Annotated in this window: 18 protein-coding genes; 3 read left to right on the top strand and 15 right to left on the bottom strand. The window is 64.4% G+C overall.

Going from position 1 to position 15,872, the window contains the following annotated elements; genetic code table 11:
• Nucleotides 1-49: 49 nt before the first annotated feature.
• Complete coding sequence (locus ACXAHG_RS02195; protein WP_475040674.1) at nucleotides 50-490, top strand: MarR family winged helix-turn-helix transcriptional regulator; 441 nt, start codon at nucleotides 50-52, stop codon at nucleotides 488-490.
• Between the two features lie 51 nt (nucleotides 491-541).
• Nucleotides 542-1,771: an adenylate/guanylate cyclase domain-containing protein gene (locus tag ACXAHG_RS02200; protein ID WP_475055691.1), complete on the top strand. Its 1,230-nt coding sequence runs from the start codon at nucleotides 542-544 to the stop codon at nucleotides 1,769-1,771.
• 18 nt (nucleotides 1,772-1,789) lie between these two features.
• Here the strand turns inward: ACXAHG_RS02200 and ACXAHG_RS02205 are convergent, their stop codons facing one another.
• The 15 genes from ACXAHG_RS02205 to ACXAHG_RS02275 all read right to left on the bottom strand — a co-directional run bounded on the left by ACXAHG_RS02205 (nucleotide 1,790) and on the right by ACXAHG_RS02275 (nucleotide 13,654).
• Nucleotides 1,790-2,599: a division plane positioning ATPase MipZ gene (locus ACXAHG_RS02205; RefSeq protein WP_475040678.1), complete on the bottom strand. Its 810-nt coding sequence runs from the start codon at nucleotides 2,597-2,599 to the stop codon at nucleotides 1,790-1,792.
• A 111-nt stretch (nucleotides 2,600-2,710) separates the two neighbouring features.
• Entirely contained in the window at nucleotides 2,711-4,801 is a 2,091-nt protein-coding gene (locus ACXAHG_RS02210) for a DEAD/DEAH box helicase (protein WP_475055693.1), read from the bottom strand.
• A gap of 114 nt (nucleotides 4,802-4,915) precedes the next feature.
• Nucleotides 4,916-5,137: a 50S ribosomal protein L31 gene (gene rpmE, locus ACXAHG_RS02215; protein WP_039132115.1), complete on the bottom strand. Its 222-nt coding sequence runs from the start codon at nucleotides 5,135-5,137 to the stop codon at nucleotides 4,916-4,918.
• 11 nt (nucleotides 5,138-5,148) lie between these two features.
• Nucleotides 5,149-5,523 (bottom strand): 50S ribosomal protein L19, encoded by a 375-nt coding sequence (rplS, locus tag ACXAHG_RS02220; RefSeq protein ID WP_475040682.1) that lies wholly within the window; start codon nucleotides 5,521-5,523, stop codon nucleotides 5,149-5,151.
• Nucleotides 5,524-5,865: 342 nt separating this feature from the next.
• Nucleotides 5,866-6,201: a YegP family protein gene (locus ACXAHG_RS02225; RefSeq protein WP_475055694.1), complete on the bottom strand. Its 336-nt coding sequence runs from the start codon at nucleotides 6,199-6,201 to the stop codon at nucleotides 5,866-5,868.
• Nucleotides 6,202-6,328: 127 nt separating this feature from the next.
• Nucleotides 6,329-7,138, bottom strand: coding sequence for a tRNA (guanosine(37)-N1)-methyltransferase TrmD (trmD, locus tag ACXAHG_RS02230; RefSeq protein WP_475055695.1), 810 nt, complete (start codon nucleotides 7,136-7,138; stop codon nucleotides 6,329-6,331).
• 173 nt (nucleotides 7,139-7,311) lie between these two features.
• A complete protein-coding gene (rimM, locus tag ACXAHG_RS02235) occupies nucleotides 7,312-7,815 on the bottom strand; it encodes a ribosome maturation factor RimM (RefSeq protein WP_475040687.1) in 504 nt (167 codons plus the stop codon).
• Nucleotides 7,816-7,966: 151 nt separating this feature from the next.
• Nucleotides 7,967-8,605, bottom strand: coding sequence for a 5,6-dimethylbenzimidazole synthase (gene bluB / locus ACXAHG_RS02240; RefSeq protein WP_475040688.1), 639 nt, complete (start codon nucleotides 8,603-8,605; stop codon nucleotides 7,967-7,969).
• A 4-nt stretch (nucleotides 8,606-8,609) separates the two neighbouring features.
• Entirely contained in the window at nucleotides 8,610-8,978 is a 369-nt protein-coding gene (rpsP, locus tag ACXAHG_RS02245) for a 30S ribosomal protein S16 (RefSeq protein ID WP_475040690.1), read from the bottom strand.
• A 59-nt stretch (nucleotides 8,979-9,037) separates the two neighbouring features.
• A complete protein-coding gene (locus tag ACXAHG_RS02250; protein ID WP_475040692.1) occupies nucleotides 9,038-9,346 on the bottom strand; it encodes a chorismate mutase in 309 nt (102 codons plus the stop codon).
• Nucleotides 9,347-9,460: 114 nt separating this feature from the next.
• Nucleotides 9,461-10,063 (bottom strand): GNAT family N-acetyltransferase, encoded by a 603-nt coding sequence (locus tag ACXAHG_RS02255; RefSeq protein ID WP_475040694.1) that lies wholly within the window; start codon nucleotides 10,061-10,063, stop codon nucleotides 9,461-9,463.
• Between the two features lie 61 nt (nucleotides 10,064-10,124).
• Nucleotides 10,125-10,691: a GNAT family N-acetyltransferase gene (locus tag ACXAHG_RS02260; protein WP_475055696.1), complete on the bottom strand. Its 567-nt coding sequence runs from the start codon at nucleotides 10,689-10,691 to the stop codon at nucleotides 10,125-10,127.
• 149 nt (nucleotides 10,692-10,840) lie between these two features.
• The gene (locus tag ACXAHG_RS02265) at nucleotides 10,841-11,392 is read right to left on the bottom strand and encodes a GNAT family N-acetyltransferase (protein ID WP_475055697.1); all 552 of its coding nucleotides are present in this window, start codon (nucleotides 11,390-11,392) and stop codon (nucleotides 10,841-10,843) included.
• A 3-nt stretch (nucleotides 11,393-11,395) separates the two neighbouring features.
• On the bottom strand, nucleotides 11,396-12,916 hold the full coding sequence (gene ffh, locus ACXAHG_RS02270; RefSeq protein WP_475055699.1) for a signal recognition particle protein: 1,521 nt from the start codon (nucleotides 12,914-12,916) through the stop codon (nucleotides 11,396-11,398).
• Nucleotides 12,917-13,126: 210 nt separating this feature from the next.
• Nucleotides 13,127-13,654 (bottom strand): hypothetical protein, encoded by a 528-nt coding sequence (locus ACXAHG_RS02275; RefSeq protein ID WP_475055700.1) that lies wholly within the window; start codon nucleotides 13,652-13,654, stop codon nucleotides 13,127-13,129.
• A 276-nt stretch (nucleotides 13,655-13,930) separates the two neighbouring features.
• Between ACXAHG_RS02275 and ACXAHG_RS02280 the strand changes: the two genes are divergently transcribed.
• A complete protein-coding gene (locus tag ACXAHG_RS02280) occupies nucleotides 13,931-15,838 on the top strand; it encodes an elongation factor G (RefSeq protein WP_475055701.1) in 1,908 nt (635 codons plus the stop codon).
• Nucleotides 15,839-15,872: the final 34 nt, after the last annotated feature.

Consider the following 15,872-nt stretch of genomic DNA (forward strand, 5'->3'; position numbering starts at 1 on the left):
TTGCGGGATATTAGTTGTTTTTGTAACTAACAAGGGAGAGGGGACGAAAATGAACGAAAAAGATGATTTCGCTTTGCAGGATTTCCTGCCCTATCTGCTGAACCGCGCTGCCGAGGAAAGCTCGCTGGGGTTCCAAAAGCATTACAAGAACCGTTACGGGATGCTGCGCACAGAATGGCGGGTGCTGTTTCACCTGGGCAACTACGGCCAGATGACCGCCAAGGAGATCGGCAGCCGGGCCAAGATCCACAAAACCAAAATCAGCCGCGCCGTGGCCAAGCTGGCGGAGAAGCGTTTCGTGACCCGCACCCGCGATGAAAACGACCGCCGCGCTGAACATCTGGCACTGACGCCGGCGGGGGAGGCGGCGTACAAGGACCTGCGCGAGCACGCGCTGGATTTCGATACCCAAATCTGCGCCCGCTTCACCACCGGCGAGGTTGCAATTTTGCGGTATATGCTGCGCAATTTAGCAGGGATCGAGCCATAGACATTGAAGGGCCCAGCCCCCAGATAATGCAGCGGGATTGAAGGTGAAGCGATGATACAGATTGATGTCAATTCAGGGCCGCTGATTGCCTGGCTGATGGAGCAGGGCCTGCAGGGCACCAGCCAGCAGCAACTGCTGGACGGCTACTGCCAGCGCCTGACCGAGGCCGGGGTGCCGCTGATGCGTTTTCACCTGGCGCAGCGGGCCTATCACCCGGAGTTCGGGGGCATCGGAATCCGCTGGATCCGCGGCGAAAGCATCACCAGCCATCATTACGAATACCAGGAGAACCCGGGAGAGGATTGGCTGAACAGCCCCTTCTACCGGCTGCTGCAACAGGAGCTGCCGGATCTGCGGGTGCAGATGGAGGCTGGCCCGCCGTTTGACTTCCCGGTCATTGATGAGCTTTATGAGGCCGGCGCGACCGATTATTTTGCGGCCGGTCTCCGGTTTCATCCGCCGGAAGAAAAGCAGCCAGACCCGCGGCGCCCGGGCGAAGGCATCCTGGTGTCCTGGACCACTGACCGCAAGGGCGGTTTTTCCAGCCGCGAGCTGGACCTGATCCGCACCACGCTGCCGCATCTGGGGCTGGCGCTGAAATCCTCATCGAACCGGCAAATCGCCAGCGATCTCTTGCAGATCTACCTGGGCCGCGACGCGGGCCGCCGGGTTCTGTCGGGTGAAATCCGGCGCGGATCCTCGCAGGAAATCGATGCGGTGATCTGCCTGTTCGACCTGAAGGGGTTCACTCAGCTGGCTGAACGGCTGCCGGGCGAAGAGCTGATCGACATGCTGAACGGCTATTTCGGCCTGGCGGTTGCCACCATCCAGGCCCATGGCGGCAATATCCTTAAGTTCATGGGCGACGGCATGCTGACCATGTTCAATCTTGGCAGCATCGAGGAAGACGCCCACGCAGCGCTTGCGGCAGCAAATGAGCTTTGCGGCAAGATCCGCGCCTTCAATGCAGAGCGTGAGGCTGAAGGGCTGCCAACCGCCGGGTTCACTCTGGCTTTGCATGCCGGCGACATTCTCTATGGCAATATCGGGGCCAAGAACCGGCTGGATTTCACCGTGATCGGCCAGACCGTGAACCAGACCGCGCGGATTGCGGGGATGCACCGTTCCGTGGGGCAGAACATCATCATGTCCGAGGATGTGATGAAGGCGGCCAAGGGCACCGAACATGATCTGGTATCGCTGGGCCGCTACATGCTGCGCGGTGTGGCCGAACCGATCGAGCTTTATACCATCTACCGCGGCAGCTGCGGTTGCGGCTGACGGGCTGCCGGGGCGGGATCAGATGCTGATCTCGACCCCGGGCAGGTTCACCTCTTTCATCATGTCGCGCAGCTCCTGGCGGGCGGCGACGTTGGAGATGTTCAGCTGCTTGACGCCGATGTCCTTGAGGTCCAGCAGTGTCAGCCCGCGCGGGAACAGTTCGCGGAAAATCACCCGCTCGGAAAAGCCCGGCGCCACGCGGAAGCCGATCCGTTTGGACAGCATCTTAATGGCGCGTTCCATCTTTTCCTTGTTGACCATGCGCTGGGTGCCGACCCGGTTGCGGATCACGATCCAGTCGATCGGCTTCAGCCCCGCCTGCGCCCGCAGCTGGCGGGCGTTCCAGACCATTTCGGAATAGACCGACGGGCCGGTGATGGTTTCACCCTTCTGGTCCACATGCGCCAGCAGGTCGAAATCGACAAAGCTGTCATTGAGCGGGGTGATCAATGTGTCGGCCAGCGAATGCGCCACCTGGCTGAGACGGGTGTGCGAGCCGGGGCAGTCGATCAGGATGAAGTCATGGCCCGGCTCCAAGGCCGAAACCGCTGCCGACAACCGGTGGTCATAGATGTTTTCACCCGGCTGCAGGCTGGCCGGGTCAATTTCCGGCAGTTCATGCATGTCCACCATCGGCAGGTCCAGCCCGGCCTTGGCGCAGAAATCCTTGCGGTTCTCCAGATAGCGCCCCATCGAGCGCTGCCGCAGGTCCAGGTCCAGCGCCGCGACCTTGTGGCCCAGCCGGGCCAGGGTGGTTGCGACGTGCATGGAAACAGTCGATTTGCCCGCGCCGCCCTTCTCGTTGCCGACGACAATGATATGCGCCATATACAGGTCCCTTCGCTCGTGCTTTGCTGCACGTCTTTCGCTTTGGGTCCCTGTATAGGCTCTGGATTCCGCCAAGAAAAGCGGTGCGGGCAGTCTGGTAAACTTAGTGTATCACCTGTGTTTTGCAGGACCCGCCGGCTTGCGCTTGGGGCGGGCATCGCCGCCTTTGCCGCCCTTTGCAGACAGGGCTGCAGCGGCGCGTGCCTTGTTCTTCTTGCTGTTGGGCTTGCCAACCGGCGGCTTGGGGCCTTTCGCCGTAAACGGCTTGGCCGCAGGCGCGCCGGGTTTGGTCATCCGCTTGGACGGGTCGGACGCGCCTTTGGGCTTGGCGGTCACGGCCGGTTTGGGCTTGCTGGGGCGGTCCTCCTTGCGGGCCGGTTTGCTGTCCCAGTCTTTGCGCGCGGGCTTGTCGCCCCAGTCCTTGCGTGCAGGTTTATCGCTCCGCTCCTTGCGCTCAGGCTTGCCGCTCCATTCCTTGCGGGGCGGGCGGCTGTCTTCGCGGTGATCGGATTTAGCGCGGTAGGGCTTGGCGCCATCGTCCTTGCCGCGATGCGGTTTGCGGTCGCCCTTGAAGCCGCCTTTCGGCCCGCCGGGGCCGCGGCGCGGGGCAGGGGCCAGTTCCGGTGCTTCGGACAGCTGTGTCAGCACGGCGCCCGGTTCCAGCTCTGTCTTGCCGCCAAGCGCCTTGAGGAAGCCCTCAACTGCGCCTTCGCTGATTTCGGCAAAGGTCTCGTTTTCCTGCACCCGGATCGCGCCGATGGCGCCGCGGTCGATGTTGCCGGCTTTGCACAGCATCGGCAGCACCTTGCGCGGGTCGGCGCCTGCCTCGCGGCCGCCGGACAGAGAGAACCAGACGGAGGGGCCAAAGGCTTTGCGCTCCTTGCGTTCCTTGCGCGGCTCCGGGGTGTCAGCCGGGCGCAGGTCCTCAGGCGCCGAGTGGCGGCTGCGGAACAGGCGCAGGTAGGTGGCAGCGATCTGTTCGGGGGTGAAGGTGTCCAGCAGGGTTTGCACGCCGGCCTGCTCGTTTTCGGCCACCGGCTCCTGCCAGACCGGATCGGCCAGCATGCGTTCTTCGTCACGCGCCAGCACATCGTCGGCGGAGGGCGCCTCGCAATGCTCGGCGTTCAGCTTGGCCCATTTCAAGAGGCGCAGAGCCTTGCTGCGTGCCTTGGGCGGGGCGATCAGCGCGCTGACGCCCTTGCGGCCCGCGCGGCCCGTGCGGCCGGAGCGGTGCAGCAGGGTTTCGTGGTTCGAGGGCAGCTCCGCATGGACCACCAGCTCCAGCCCCGGCAGGTCGATGCCGCGGGCGGCCACATCGGTGGCCACGCAGACCCGGGCGCGCCCGTCGCGCATCGCCTGCAGCGCGTGGCTGCGCTCGGTCTGGGACAGCTCGCCCGACAGGGTCACCACCGGCAGGCCGCGGTTGGTCAGGCGCGCGGCCAGACGGTTCACGGCTGCGCGGGTGTTGGCAAAGACGATGGAGCTCGGCGCCTCGTAGAAGCGCAGCACGTTGATGATGGCGTTTTCCGCGTCCGCTTGCGCCACGCTCATCAGCCGGTATTCGATATCCGCGTGCTGCTTGGTCTCGCCCGCGGTCTTGATCCGCATCGCGTCGCGCTGGAAGGTTTCGGCCAGGCTGGCGATTGCCGGCGGCACGGTGGCGGAGAACAGCAGGGTGCGGCGGTCTTCGGGCGCTTCGCCCAAAATGAATTCCAGATCCTCGCGGAAGCCGAGGTCCAGCATCTCGTCGGCCTCGTCCAGCACCACGCCGCGCACCTGGCTGAGGTCGATGGAGCCGCGCGCGATATGGTCGCGCAGACGGCCCGGCGTTGCTGCAACGATGTGAGCGCCGCGTTCCAGCGCCCGGCGCTCGTCGCGCATGTCCATGCCGCCGACGCAGGAGGCAATCCGTGCGCCCGCGCCGCGGTACAGCCAGCCCAGTTCGTGTTTTACTTGCAGCGCCAGTTCGCGGGTCGGGGCAATCACCAGCGCCAGCGGCGCCGCGGCCTCGCCGAACGCCTCGTCTTCGCCCAGCAGATCCTGGGCCAAAGCCAGGCCAAAGCCGACGGTCTTGCCGGAGCCGGTCTGCGCGGACACCAGCAGGTCGCGCCCTTCCACCTCGGGCTGGGTCACGGCCTCCTGCACTTGGGTCAGGGTTTCATATCCGCGTTCTTGCAGTGCGTTGGCCAGGGCTTGTTTCACGAGGGGGCTGTCTTTCCCGCGGGGCAATGATCCGGCCCCAGCGTCAGAAGAAAAAGAAAGAAGGCTGCCCGTCCGGGGCAGCCTTCGGGAGTTCTGAAAAATACGGCAGGCGGCTTAGAAGCCCAGGCCTTCGTATTTCTTTTTGAACTTCGACACGCGGCCGCCGGCGTCCAGCAGGCGCGAGGTGCCGCCGGTCCAGGCCGGGTGCACGGTCGGGTCAATGTCGAGTGCCAGCTGATCACCCTCGGAGCCCCAGGTGGAGCGCATCTTGATGATGGTGCCGTCGGTCATTTTGACGTCGATGAAGTGGTAGTCGGGATGGGTGTCTTTTTTCATGATACCACTCCTCAGGCTTTCTTGGGCTTGTAGTTCGCGTCTTCTGCGATACGGGCCGACTTGCCGCGGCGCGCGCGCAGGTAGTACAGCTTGGCGCGGCGCACGCGGCCGCGGCGCACAACGGTGATGCTGTCGATGTTGGTCGAATACAGCGGGAACACACGCTCCACGCCTTCGCCGAACGAAATCTTGCGGACGGTGAACGAGCCGGCAATGCCCGAGCCGTTTTTGCGGCTGATGCAAACGCCTTCGTAGTTCTGAACGCGCGAACGCGAGCCTTCGGTCACCTTGTAGCCGACACGGATGGTGTCACCGGCTTTGAAGTCGGGGATCTCTTTCCCCAGGGCGGCGATCTGTTCCGCCTCCAGCTGTGCGATCAGGTCCATCGCAACTCTCCTAATCTGCCTGCGGTTTATTCCGCAGAGGTTTGTGCCGTCATGAGAGCTCCTGGTCTTCACCGGGTCCGCCGTTGCGCCCGCCAGAGATCACGCCGTCTGTTCCTTGCTGCCGGCAGCAGGATCCCGGGGAAAACCGAAGAAGATTTTCAGGTGAGCGATCCAACAGCCAACGGCCCGGAGCCGCAAATGCGAATCCAGACCGGCGCTGTATACGTCCGCAGGACCAGTAAAACAAGTGCTGAGCTGCATGGTCAGCAAGAGTTTTCTGAAAACTCTTGCCAAATCATTTCGGAAAAGATTCGGGGCTGCCGCCCCCGGCTCTTCAGGCCTTTACGCGGTCTGATCGTCCAGGGCTGCGTCCGGCGCGTTTTTCTTGACCGACTCGATGCCATTGTCGCGGCCCGAAGCGCTGGCATAGCTTTGCGAGGTGCCGATCACCTGGCCGTTGGTGGCTTTCAGGTTGAACATATGCTTGCCGGCCGAGGTTTCCTTGCGTTCGTAGCGCGCATCATCGCCGGCATTCTTCCTGACCGACTCAATGCCGTTTTCCGCACTGGCTTTCTGCTTGTAGCCTTCGCTTGCCAGGATGTTCTCGCCGTTGCCTGCCTTCAGGCGGAAACGGAATTCACCTGCTTTGTCTTCGTAAAGTTCAAATTTTCCAGCCACCCTGTTCTCTCCTGTCATTTAACTTATGCAGGGAGAGTAAAACACGGGTTTTGAATTGCGGCAACGGCTTCTCCCGGGGAAAAAGCGCGGCGGCCGCGCCACTTGCGGCCTCTCCGGAAGTCTCGGATCAGGGTTTGCTGCTGTCCTTGGCGCGCTGGAAGGCCTCCCAAAGATCAGGGCGCCGGGCCTTCGTGATCTCTTCGCTCATGTGATGGCGCCAGCCGGCGATCTTGCCGTGGTGGCCGGACATCAGAACCTCGGGGATGCCGCGGCCTTTCCATTCGGCCGGGCGGGTGTACTGCGGATGCTCCAGCAGACCGGAGGCGAAGCTCTCCTCCTCCGTCGAGGCCTGGTTGCCCAGAACGCCAGGGATCAGCCGCACCGTGGCGTCGATCAGCGCCTGTGCCGCAAGCTCGCCGCCGGTCATGACAAAATCACCCAGGGAAACCTCCTGGATGCCGTAGTGTTCCAGCACCCGTTCATCGACGCCTTCGAACCGGCCGCACAGCAGGGTGATGCCGTCGCATTGGGCGAAACCCTGCATCATCTGCTGGTTCATCGGCCGTCCGCGCGGGGTCAGGTAGACCAGAGGCCAGTTGCCGCGGGTGTCTGCCATCGTGTGCTCGATCGCTTCGCCCAGCACATCAGCGCGCAGCACCATGCCTGCTCCGCCGCCAGCGGGCGTGTCATCGACATTGCGGTGCTTGCCGACGCCAAATTCGCGCAGATCGGTGGTCTCCAGCTGCCAAAGACCCTCCTGCAGCGCCTTGCCGGTCAGGCTTTCGCCCAGCACACCAGGAAAGGCCCCTGGAAACAGGGTGATGATCTTGGCCTTCCACACGCCTGCCAGGTCCGGCGTCGGCGTCATCAGCTCGCGCGGTTTCAGCGTGGGGCGGATGGCCTTGCGGCCGTGGGATCGGGAGGGCGTGTCGGTCATGGCGTTCTCATAGGCGATGGAGCGCTGCGAAGAAAGCGGAGTTATGCGAGGCTCTGCCTCGCGCTCCGGGATATTTCAGGCCAGATGAACAAGGGATCCGGTTTTCTTCTGGCGGGAAGTATCCTGGGGGTGAGCGCCAGGGGCGCGAGGGGGCAAAGCCCCCTATGCAGGATTCAGAACAGCCCTTCCGGCGGGTCGGCAATAATGCGGCCCTGGTTCAGGTCCACCGTCGGCACCGCCTCCAGGGTGAAGGGCAGAAGCACCGTGGCCTTCAGGCCGGGGCCATGGATTTCCAGCAGATCGGAAGCGCCATGGTTCTGCACCGATTTCACCGTGCCCAGCAGGGTGCCGCCGGTGTCATAGACCTCCAGCCCGACAAGATCGGCATGGTAGAACTCATCATCCGGCAGCTGCGGCAGCTGATCGCGGCGGGCGAACAGGCGCAGGCCCTTGATGGCGTCGGCGTCCTCTTTGGTTTCAATACCGCTCAGCAGGGCGGCGAAACCGTTCTTGATCGGGCGGGTAATGGTCAGCGAGTAGGTCTTGGAGCCGTCCTCGCTGCTGAGCGGCGAGTAGTCCTCGATCTCCTCCGGGATGGCACAGAAGCTTTTGAGCCGCACCTCGCCGCGCACCCCGAAGGACCCGGCAATTGCGCCCACGCAGATCAGATCGCTCATGGTATCAGTCCTTTGCACAGAACCCCGCGCGCAGCCATTGGCCGCCGGATTGTTCGCAGAGTTCGCTTTGGTGGTTGCGTTCTAAGAAGATGCCCGCGGTAAAGGCCACTGCAACAAAAAACACAAGCCGGATCAACCGTCCCATGAGGCCTCAGCGGGTTTCGAGCGGCAGATCCGCCATCCGGCTTTCCCAGCCTTTTTCTTCCAGTTCGGGCGTGTCTGACAGCCGTTCCGGGTAGCCGACGCAAAAATAACCGATCAGCTGCCAGCCCTCGGGTGCATTCAGATCGCGGTTCAGCTGCTGGGGATCCAGCACCGAAACCCAGCCCAGGCCCAGCCCTTCGGCGCGCAACGCCAGCCAGAACAGGGTGATGGCGGTGACCACAGAGTAGCGCCGCATCTCCGGCATGGTTGCCGCGCCCAGCCCGTGGCCCTGGAGGGTCTCATCATCGCAGTAGACTGCCAGCTGCACCGGGGCTTCGCGCATGCCGGACAGTTTCAGCTCCGCATAGCGTTCGGCCTTTTCACCGGAATAACCGGTTAGCGCCTGGGCATTGGCGGCTTGGAAATTCTTCAGCGCAGCAGCGCGGGCGGTGCCGCTGTCCACCCGCAGGATGCGCCAGGGTTCGCTCAGCCCCACCGAGGGGGCAAGCTGAATGGCAGAGAGGCAGCGCATCAGCACTGCCTCCTCCACCGGATCGCTGCGGAACCGGCGCACGTCGCGCCGGAGCCGCATCAGCAGATCAAGCTGGCTGCGGAACTCCTCGGGAAAAGCGCCCCGCAGCTCCACGGAATTATTCCGCGTCTGCAGCTGCTTCGGCAGCTTCAGCAGCCTTTGCAGCTTTCTCTTCGGCGCGCTCCTGGGCTTTCTTGCCCGGGGTGCCTTTGTTCGGGTTGTTGCGCTCGGCCTTCTCGCGGACGCCGGCGGCTTCCAGCATGCGGGCGATACGGTCGGTGGGCTGGGCGCCCTGGCTCAGCCAGTACTGCACGCGCTCCAGGTCCATTTTCACGCGGTCTTCCGAATCTTTCGGCAGCAGCGGGTTGTAGGTGCCCAGCTTCTCGATGAAGCGGCCGTCGCGCGGCATGCGGCTGTCAGCAGCCACGATGCGGTAGAAGGGGCGTTTTTTGGAGCCGCCGCGGGCCAAACGGATTTTCATTGCCATGGGTACATCTCCTTTGATGGCGTTGTCCGGGGTATGCCCCGGTTGTCCTGTTGTCGTTGTTATTCTTGGTGTTTCTTATGGTGGCGGATGACTTCACCGATGATGAAGTTCAAGAAAGCCTTGGCGAATTCAGGGTCAAGATCGGCCTGATCCGCCAGGTCTTCGAGCCGTGCGATCTGCGCCGCTTCGCGGGTCGGATCGGACGGGGGAAGGTCGTGTTCGGCCTTGAGCCGGCCCACCGCCTGGGTGTGCTTGAAGCGCTCGCCCAGGGTATAGACGAGGATCGCATCCAGGCGGTCGATGCTTTCGCGGTGGCCCTTCAGCAGTTGGGCTGCGCGGGCGGCGGGGTCTTGGGTATCTGTTGTCATCGGGTTCTCCGCAATGCAGCAGGCCGGGTGTGTGTCAAAGGGGTGCCAGGCGTGCACCGGCTGTGCACCCCCTGTGCACCGCCGCAGCGCAGCATCCGGGAAATCACGCGCACATCAGTCAATGGCCCAGCCCTCCGGTTTGAAGAGCGGGTCGGCATAATGCCCGATTTCCATTTCGATGCCATGCGCAATCTGGCTGTCCTTCAGGGCGTCCGGGGCGGGGTGGCGGTAGACCGCGTCATTGCCGTCAATGGTGGCGGCCTCGTGGTCCTTCCTGGCACCAAGCCGTTCCGCGAGCCGGATCGAGTCGAGATTCTTCGGGTCGATATAGCTGACCGCAGTCTCCCAGCCTAGTTTCGAATAGAAATACTGGCGGGCAGCATGGGCCGCCTCCAGCGCATAGCCCTTGCCGGCCGCGCCGGGCCAGATGATCCAGGCGATTTCGCGCTCCGGCCAGCCTGCGGGCTGCCAGCCGCCGGCCATGCCGTAGGTTTCATCCGTGCCCTTGTCGTGGATCATCCACATGCCAAAGCCGCGCACCTGCCAGTGGCCGATCTCGGCGGCATAGAGCATCCAGGCCTCGTAGGTGTTCAGCGGCCCGCCCATGAAGCGCGAGCGGTAGGAGCTGAAGGTGGCCTTGAAGTCAGGGTAATCCTGCGGCGCGGGGCCGCGCAGCACCAGGCGGCGGGTTTCGATCACCGGGATGTCAAACGGCATCAGCGCGCTCCTTCCGAAGGAAGGGCGCGGCACAGCCGGGATATGATCCCGTACCGGCGCATCAGTGCAGCAGGCCCCGTACGGCCTCCGGGCCGGAAACCCGCGGCGGCGGCATGTGGCGCCAGGCGCGGATGTTCGGCGCGGGCTGCAGTCGGAACGACACCGGTTTTTCGGGCTGCGCGCCGACCCGGCGGGCCAGTGCGATGGAGGCGTCGTTTTCCTCTGGCACATAGGAGACGATCGAGTCCCAGCCCGCCTCGGTGAACAGCCAGTCAAGCACAGCCTGTGCGGCCTCGCTGGCATAGCCTTTGCCGCGGCCAGGCTCCATCAGGTGCCAGGACAGTTCCGGTTCCGGCCAGCCTTTGGGGAACCAGGGGCCGACCAGGCCGACGGTCGTGCCGGTGCTGCGCTCGACCACGGCAAACAGCCCGTAGCCATGCAGGTGCCAGTGGCCGATGATGGTGGCAATCGACCACCAAAGGGAATCGGGATCCTCTGCCGCGTCGATGAAACGCGGCGCGCCGGCATCGAGGAAGGCGGCATTGGCGTCAAACTCCGGGTCTGCCGGAGAGATCAGCATCAGCCGTTTAGATAGCAGCCGTGGAAGCGGCTTTCGCACGTCAGTCATATTACACCCCTTTGCCCGGGCGGCGGGCCGCCCGGCATATAGTTTACCCATCCAATGATGGAGTATCGGGGAGAGGGCGTAATTTTCAGTTAAACGGGGCGCTGCCGCGGCTGCCGGAAGCGCCGGCTTAGCGCCAATTTGATGAAAGCTCATGCGTAAGCCTCCATCCCGCCGTCGCAAGGCGCAGCCGGGGCGGGGTGGCGGTAGACCAGCTCGCGCCCGTGTTTGGGATTGTCGAATTCTGTCTCAAACACTGCGCCGAGACGTTCGGCCAGCGCCACCGAGCGGGTGTTGCCCGGGAAGATGTTGGAGCAGAGCGCCGGCAGGCCCATCACCTCATAGGCGTGGGTGCGGACGGCCAGGGCAGCTTCGGCCATGACGCCGCGGCCTTCGCCCGCCGGGAAGGCGACCCAGCCCAGTTCCGGTTCCGGCCAGCCCTCGGGCTGCCAGATGCCGGTGATGCCAAGCGCCGCGCCGCTGTCCTTGCAGGTGATGGTCCAGAAACCGAAGCCCCGCATCGCCCAGTGGCCCACCGACATGGTGAACCAGCGCCAAGCTTCGTTACGGTCGAGCGGGCCGCCAAATCCCCAGGAGCGTTCCTCATTCGCGAAGAACGCTGCCACCGGCCCGAAGTCCGCCGCCTCCGGTCCGCGCAGGACCAGGCGTTCGGTTTCAAGCTGAGGGATGGCGGGGAGCTGCATGGCTTACTTCTTCTTGCCAAATCCGCTGAGGCCCGCGGGCAGGCCCATGCCGCCGCCGAGGCCGGGGAGGCCGCCGGGCAGGCCGCCTTTGCCGCCCATTGCCTTGGCCGCGGCTTCCAGTGCCTTGGGGTCCATCTGGCTGGGATCCATGCCGCCCATATCCGGCATGCCGCCCTTGCCGAACATGCCTTTCATGGCCTGTTTCAGCATCTTGCCTTTGCCCATCTTGCCCATCTTCTTCATCACATCGGCCATCTGCCGGTGCATTTTCAGAAGCTTGTTGAGGTCGGAGACCTCCATGCCGGAACCGGCCGCGATGCGTTTCTTGCGGGAGGCCTGCAGCAGGGCGGGGTTGGCGCGTTCCTTCTTGGTCATCGACTGGATCATGGCGATCTGGCGCTTGAGCACCTTGTCGTCCATGCCGGCGTCCTGCACCTGCTTGGCCATTTTGCCCATGCCGGGCATCATTTGCATCATGCCCTCCATGCCGCCCATCTGGAGCATCTGTTCAAGCTGCATCTTCAGGTCGTTCATGTTGAACTGACCCTTCATCATGCGCTTCATCATCTTTTCGGCCTGTTCGGCCTCGATGGTTTCCTGGGCCTTTTCGACCAGCGCCACGATGTCGCCCATGCCGAGGATTCGGCCGGCGATGCGGTCGGCCTCGAAGGTTTCCAGGGCGTCCATCTTTTCGCCGAGGCCGACAAAGCGGATCGGCTTGCCGGTGACGGCGCGCATCGACAGCGCGGCGCCGCCGCGGCCGTCGCCGTCCATCCGGGTGAGGACCACGCCGGAGATGCCGATCTTGGCGTCGAATTCCTCGGCCACCTCAACCGCGACCTGGCCGGTCAGGCCGTCGACCACCAGCAGGGTCTCGCGCGGGGAGACCACGTTGCGGACGTCCTCGACCTCCTGCATCAGGGTCTCGTCGATGTGCAGGCGGCCGGCGGTGTCGAGCATATAGACGTCATAGCCGCCCAGCATCGCCTGCTGCTTGGCGCGTTTGGCGATGTCGACCGGCTTCTGGCCGGGCACGATGGGCAGGGTGTCGACGCCGATCTGGGTGCCGAGGACGGCCAACTGGTCCATCGCCGCCGGGCGGTAGACGTCGAGCGAGGCCATCAGGACCTTCTTGCCCTCTTTCTCCTTCAGCCGTTTTGCCAGCTTGCCGGTGGTGGTGGTCTTGCCGGAGCCCTGCAGGCCGACCATCAGGACGGGGGCGGGCGGGTTGTCGACCTTGAGCTTGCCGGGGTCTTCGTCGCCGCGCAGCACGTCGACCAGCGCGTCGTGGACGATCTTGACGACCTGCTGGCCCGGAGTGACCGACTTGGTGACCGCCTGGCCGGTGGCCTGGTCCTGCACCTTCTTGATGAAGTCGCGGGCAACCGGCAGCGAGACGTCGGCTTCCAGCAGGGCGACGCGCACTTCGCGCAGGGCGGATTTGACGTCTTCCTCGTTCAGGGCGCCCTGTTTGGTCAGCCGGTCAAAGACGCCGGAAAGGCGTTCGGATAGATTTTCAAACATGCCTGCGGCCTCCTGTTGCCGGTTTCAATACGTGGCGCCCCCGTATGTAGGGGACATGCGGTCCATGCGCAAATGCCCGCCGGTCCTGGTGTCAGTCGTGGGGGCAAACCAAACGAGTTTGCCCCCACGGGCGTAACACGCTGGTGGGGGGCGATCCCTGGCACGGGCAGGGACCGGAAGACTCAGATCTCCCGGATGTTTGGGCAGGCGTTACGCGGAATGGGGGGCGGAGTCAACCTTTGCCGGGCTTTCGGCGGGGAGCCAGGCATTGATCGCATCGCTCAGCCGCTGGGCGCCGCGGCCATTGGTGTAGGCTTCGACCACCGGGTGGCGGCCGGCGCTCATGCCGCCGTCCAGCACCAGAACCGGGCGGTGGAGCGTGCGGGTGCGGCCCTCGCGGCGGCTGGTGGTGCTTTCCACCTCAGCGTGGGAGAGGTCTGCGAGGCGGTGCTCCACCTGGTTGTAGCCGAACACCGACTGGCGCCGGATCACCACGCTGCCGCCGGGGCGGTCGAGGATCACCTGGACACGGCGCACGAACAGGCAGAAGGCCAGCGCGCCCATGCCGCCGCCAACCAGGGTAAAGATCAGGCCGGGCAGGATCAGGTCGCCACCCTGGCTGAGCATGCCAAGGCCGGCGCCGGCAAAGACCAGGATGAAAAAGACAAGCATGATCCCGATCAGCCAGGGCGTATCGGACAGGATCAGCTGTTCGGGCGTGTTGCGGGTGATTTTCATGGGGTCAGCTTACCCAAGGGAAAGCCGCGGGAGAGGGGAAAACGGCAGCGGATGCGTCAAAACCCTGCGCTGGGTGCTGCCGTTACGCCCTCTGCGCGCTTGACTCGGGGGCGGGTGGTTGGCCAACATCACACGGTGGCCCAACGCCGATCACTCACCGGACGGGCCGGCTCCTATGAGCCGCGAGGCAGATCTTCAGCACAGGCAGTTCACGCGAACCTCAGTGTCCGCGATCCTCACCGGGCAGCCGCAACAGCTAAGGGAGGATCTGAGAACATGCGCGTTTTCACTATTCTGGGACCGTCGCAGTCCGGCAAATCAACGCTGGCCTCGGCGCTGGCCAATCTGGACAGTGCCGCGGGCAAGAGGCAGGAGGTTGCAGGCGTCGCCGCTTTGCAGCCTTTTTCATTTATGGGGGAGGACTGGGCCGCGATCGATATCGCGGGCGGCGCCGACAACCTGGCGCAGGCGGGTCCGGCGCTGGCGGCCAGCGATGCTGCGGTTCTGTGCGTGCCGGCGGATGCCGGGGCTGCGGTGCTGAGCGCGCCGTATTTGCGCAAGCTGGAAGAGGCGGGGGTTCCCGCCTTTATTTTTGTCAACCGCATGGACCAGGCAACGGACCGGGTGGCGGAAATCGTCGCCGCGCTTCAGGCCTATTGCAGCCACAACATCATCCTGCGGCAGGTGCCGATCCGCGAGAGGGGGCAGGTTGTGGGTGCTGTGGATCTGATTTCCGAGCGGGCCTGGCAGTATCAGGAGGGCAAGCCCTCGGCGCTGATCGAGCTGCCGGTGGCGATGTATGCGCGCGAGCAGGAGGCCCGCACCGAGCTGCTGGAGGCGCTGGCGGATTTTGACGACACGCTGCTGGAGGAGCTGATCGAGGATCAGCAGGTGATGGCCGAGGAAGCCTATGAGGTCGCGACCAAGGTGTTGCAGCACAACGATCTGATCCCGGCGCTGATGGGCTCGGCGGAGCACAAGAACGGGATCATGCGCCTGATGAAGTCGCTGCGCCACGAGGCGCCGGATGTGGGTGCGGCGCTGGAGCGGCTGTCGCAGGACGGCAGCGTGATGGCGGTGGGCTGCATGGCGGATCTGGTCAAGCATCTGGGCAAGACGGTGATGGTGCGTGCGTTGGATGGCAAGGTTGGCAATGGGCTGCCGGTTGGCGGTGCTGCACTGGGGGCGCTGACCGGAGTCGGATCGGCCGCCAACACCAGCCTGACGCCCGGCGACATGGGGCAGGCGGTGAAATCCGATCATCTGAACCTGGGCTTTGCCTATGGGCCGGATGGTGCGGCGCCGCTGCCGGAGTGGGCGCAGCCGCGGCCCTCGACCTTCCGGCGGGTGATCACGCCGGTGAATGAGCGCGACGATGCCCGGCTGTCGGGCGCACTGGAGCGGCTGGCGGAGATCGACCCGGCGCTGGTGCTGGGCCAGGATGAGGCCAGCGGCCATGTGCTGTTGAACCTGCAGGGGCCGCTGCATATGCGCCGGATCAAGCAGGCGCTGAAGGACGAGTTCGGCGTCGAGGTGGAGGAAGGGGCGGTGCCGCCGGCGCTGCGCGAGACCATCAAGAAAGCGGTGCAGGTGCATCACCGCCACCGCAAGCAGTCGGGCGGCGCGGGCCAGTTTGCGGATGTGGTGATCGAGGTGAAGCCCTTGCCGCGCGGCAGCGGGTTTGTGTTCGAGGAAACCGTGAAGGGCGGCGCGGTGCCCAAGAACTATATCCCCTCGGTCGAGGCGGGCGCGCGCGAGGCGCTGGCGCAGGGGCTGAACGGCCATCCGGTGGTGGATGTCTGCGTGACGCTGAAGGATGGCAAGCATCATTCGGTGGACAGTTCCGACTATGCCTTCCGCACTGCCGGCAAGAACGCGGTCAGGGAGGCGATGTCGGAGGCTGGCGCGGTGCTGCTGCAGCCCATCATGCGGGTGCATATCCACGTGCCGTCGGTGTTTACCGGCGGGCTGGTGCCGGTGGTGAGCGGCATGAAGGGGCAGATCCTGGGCTTTGAGGCCGAAGACGGCGTTGCCGGCTGGGATGTGTTCGAGACGCTGCTGCCGATGTCGGCGCAGGATGATCTGTGCAGCACATTGGCCAGCGCCACCCGCGGCACCGGCTGGTTCAGCACCGATTTTGACCACTACGAGGAGGCCCGGCGGGCGGATTTCGCCGAGGCGTAGGAACGAACTGGCGCAAAACGGGGCGCAGGGGGCG

The sequence above is a fragment of the Leisingera sp. ABD4_442 genome (genome assembly GCF_056160905.1).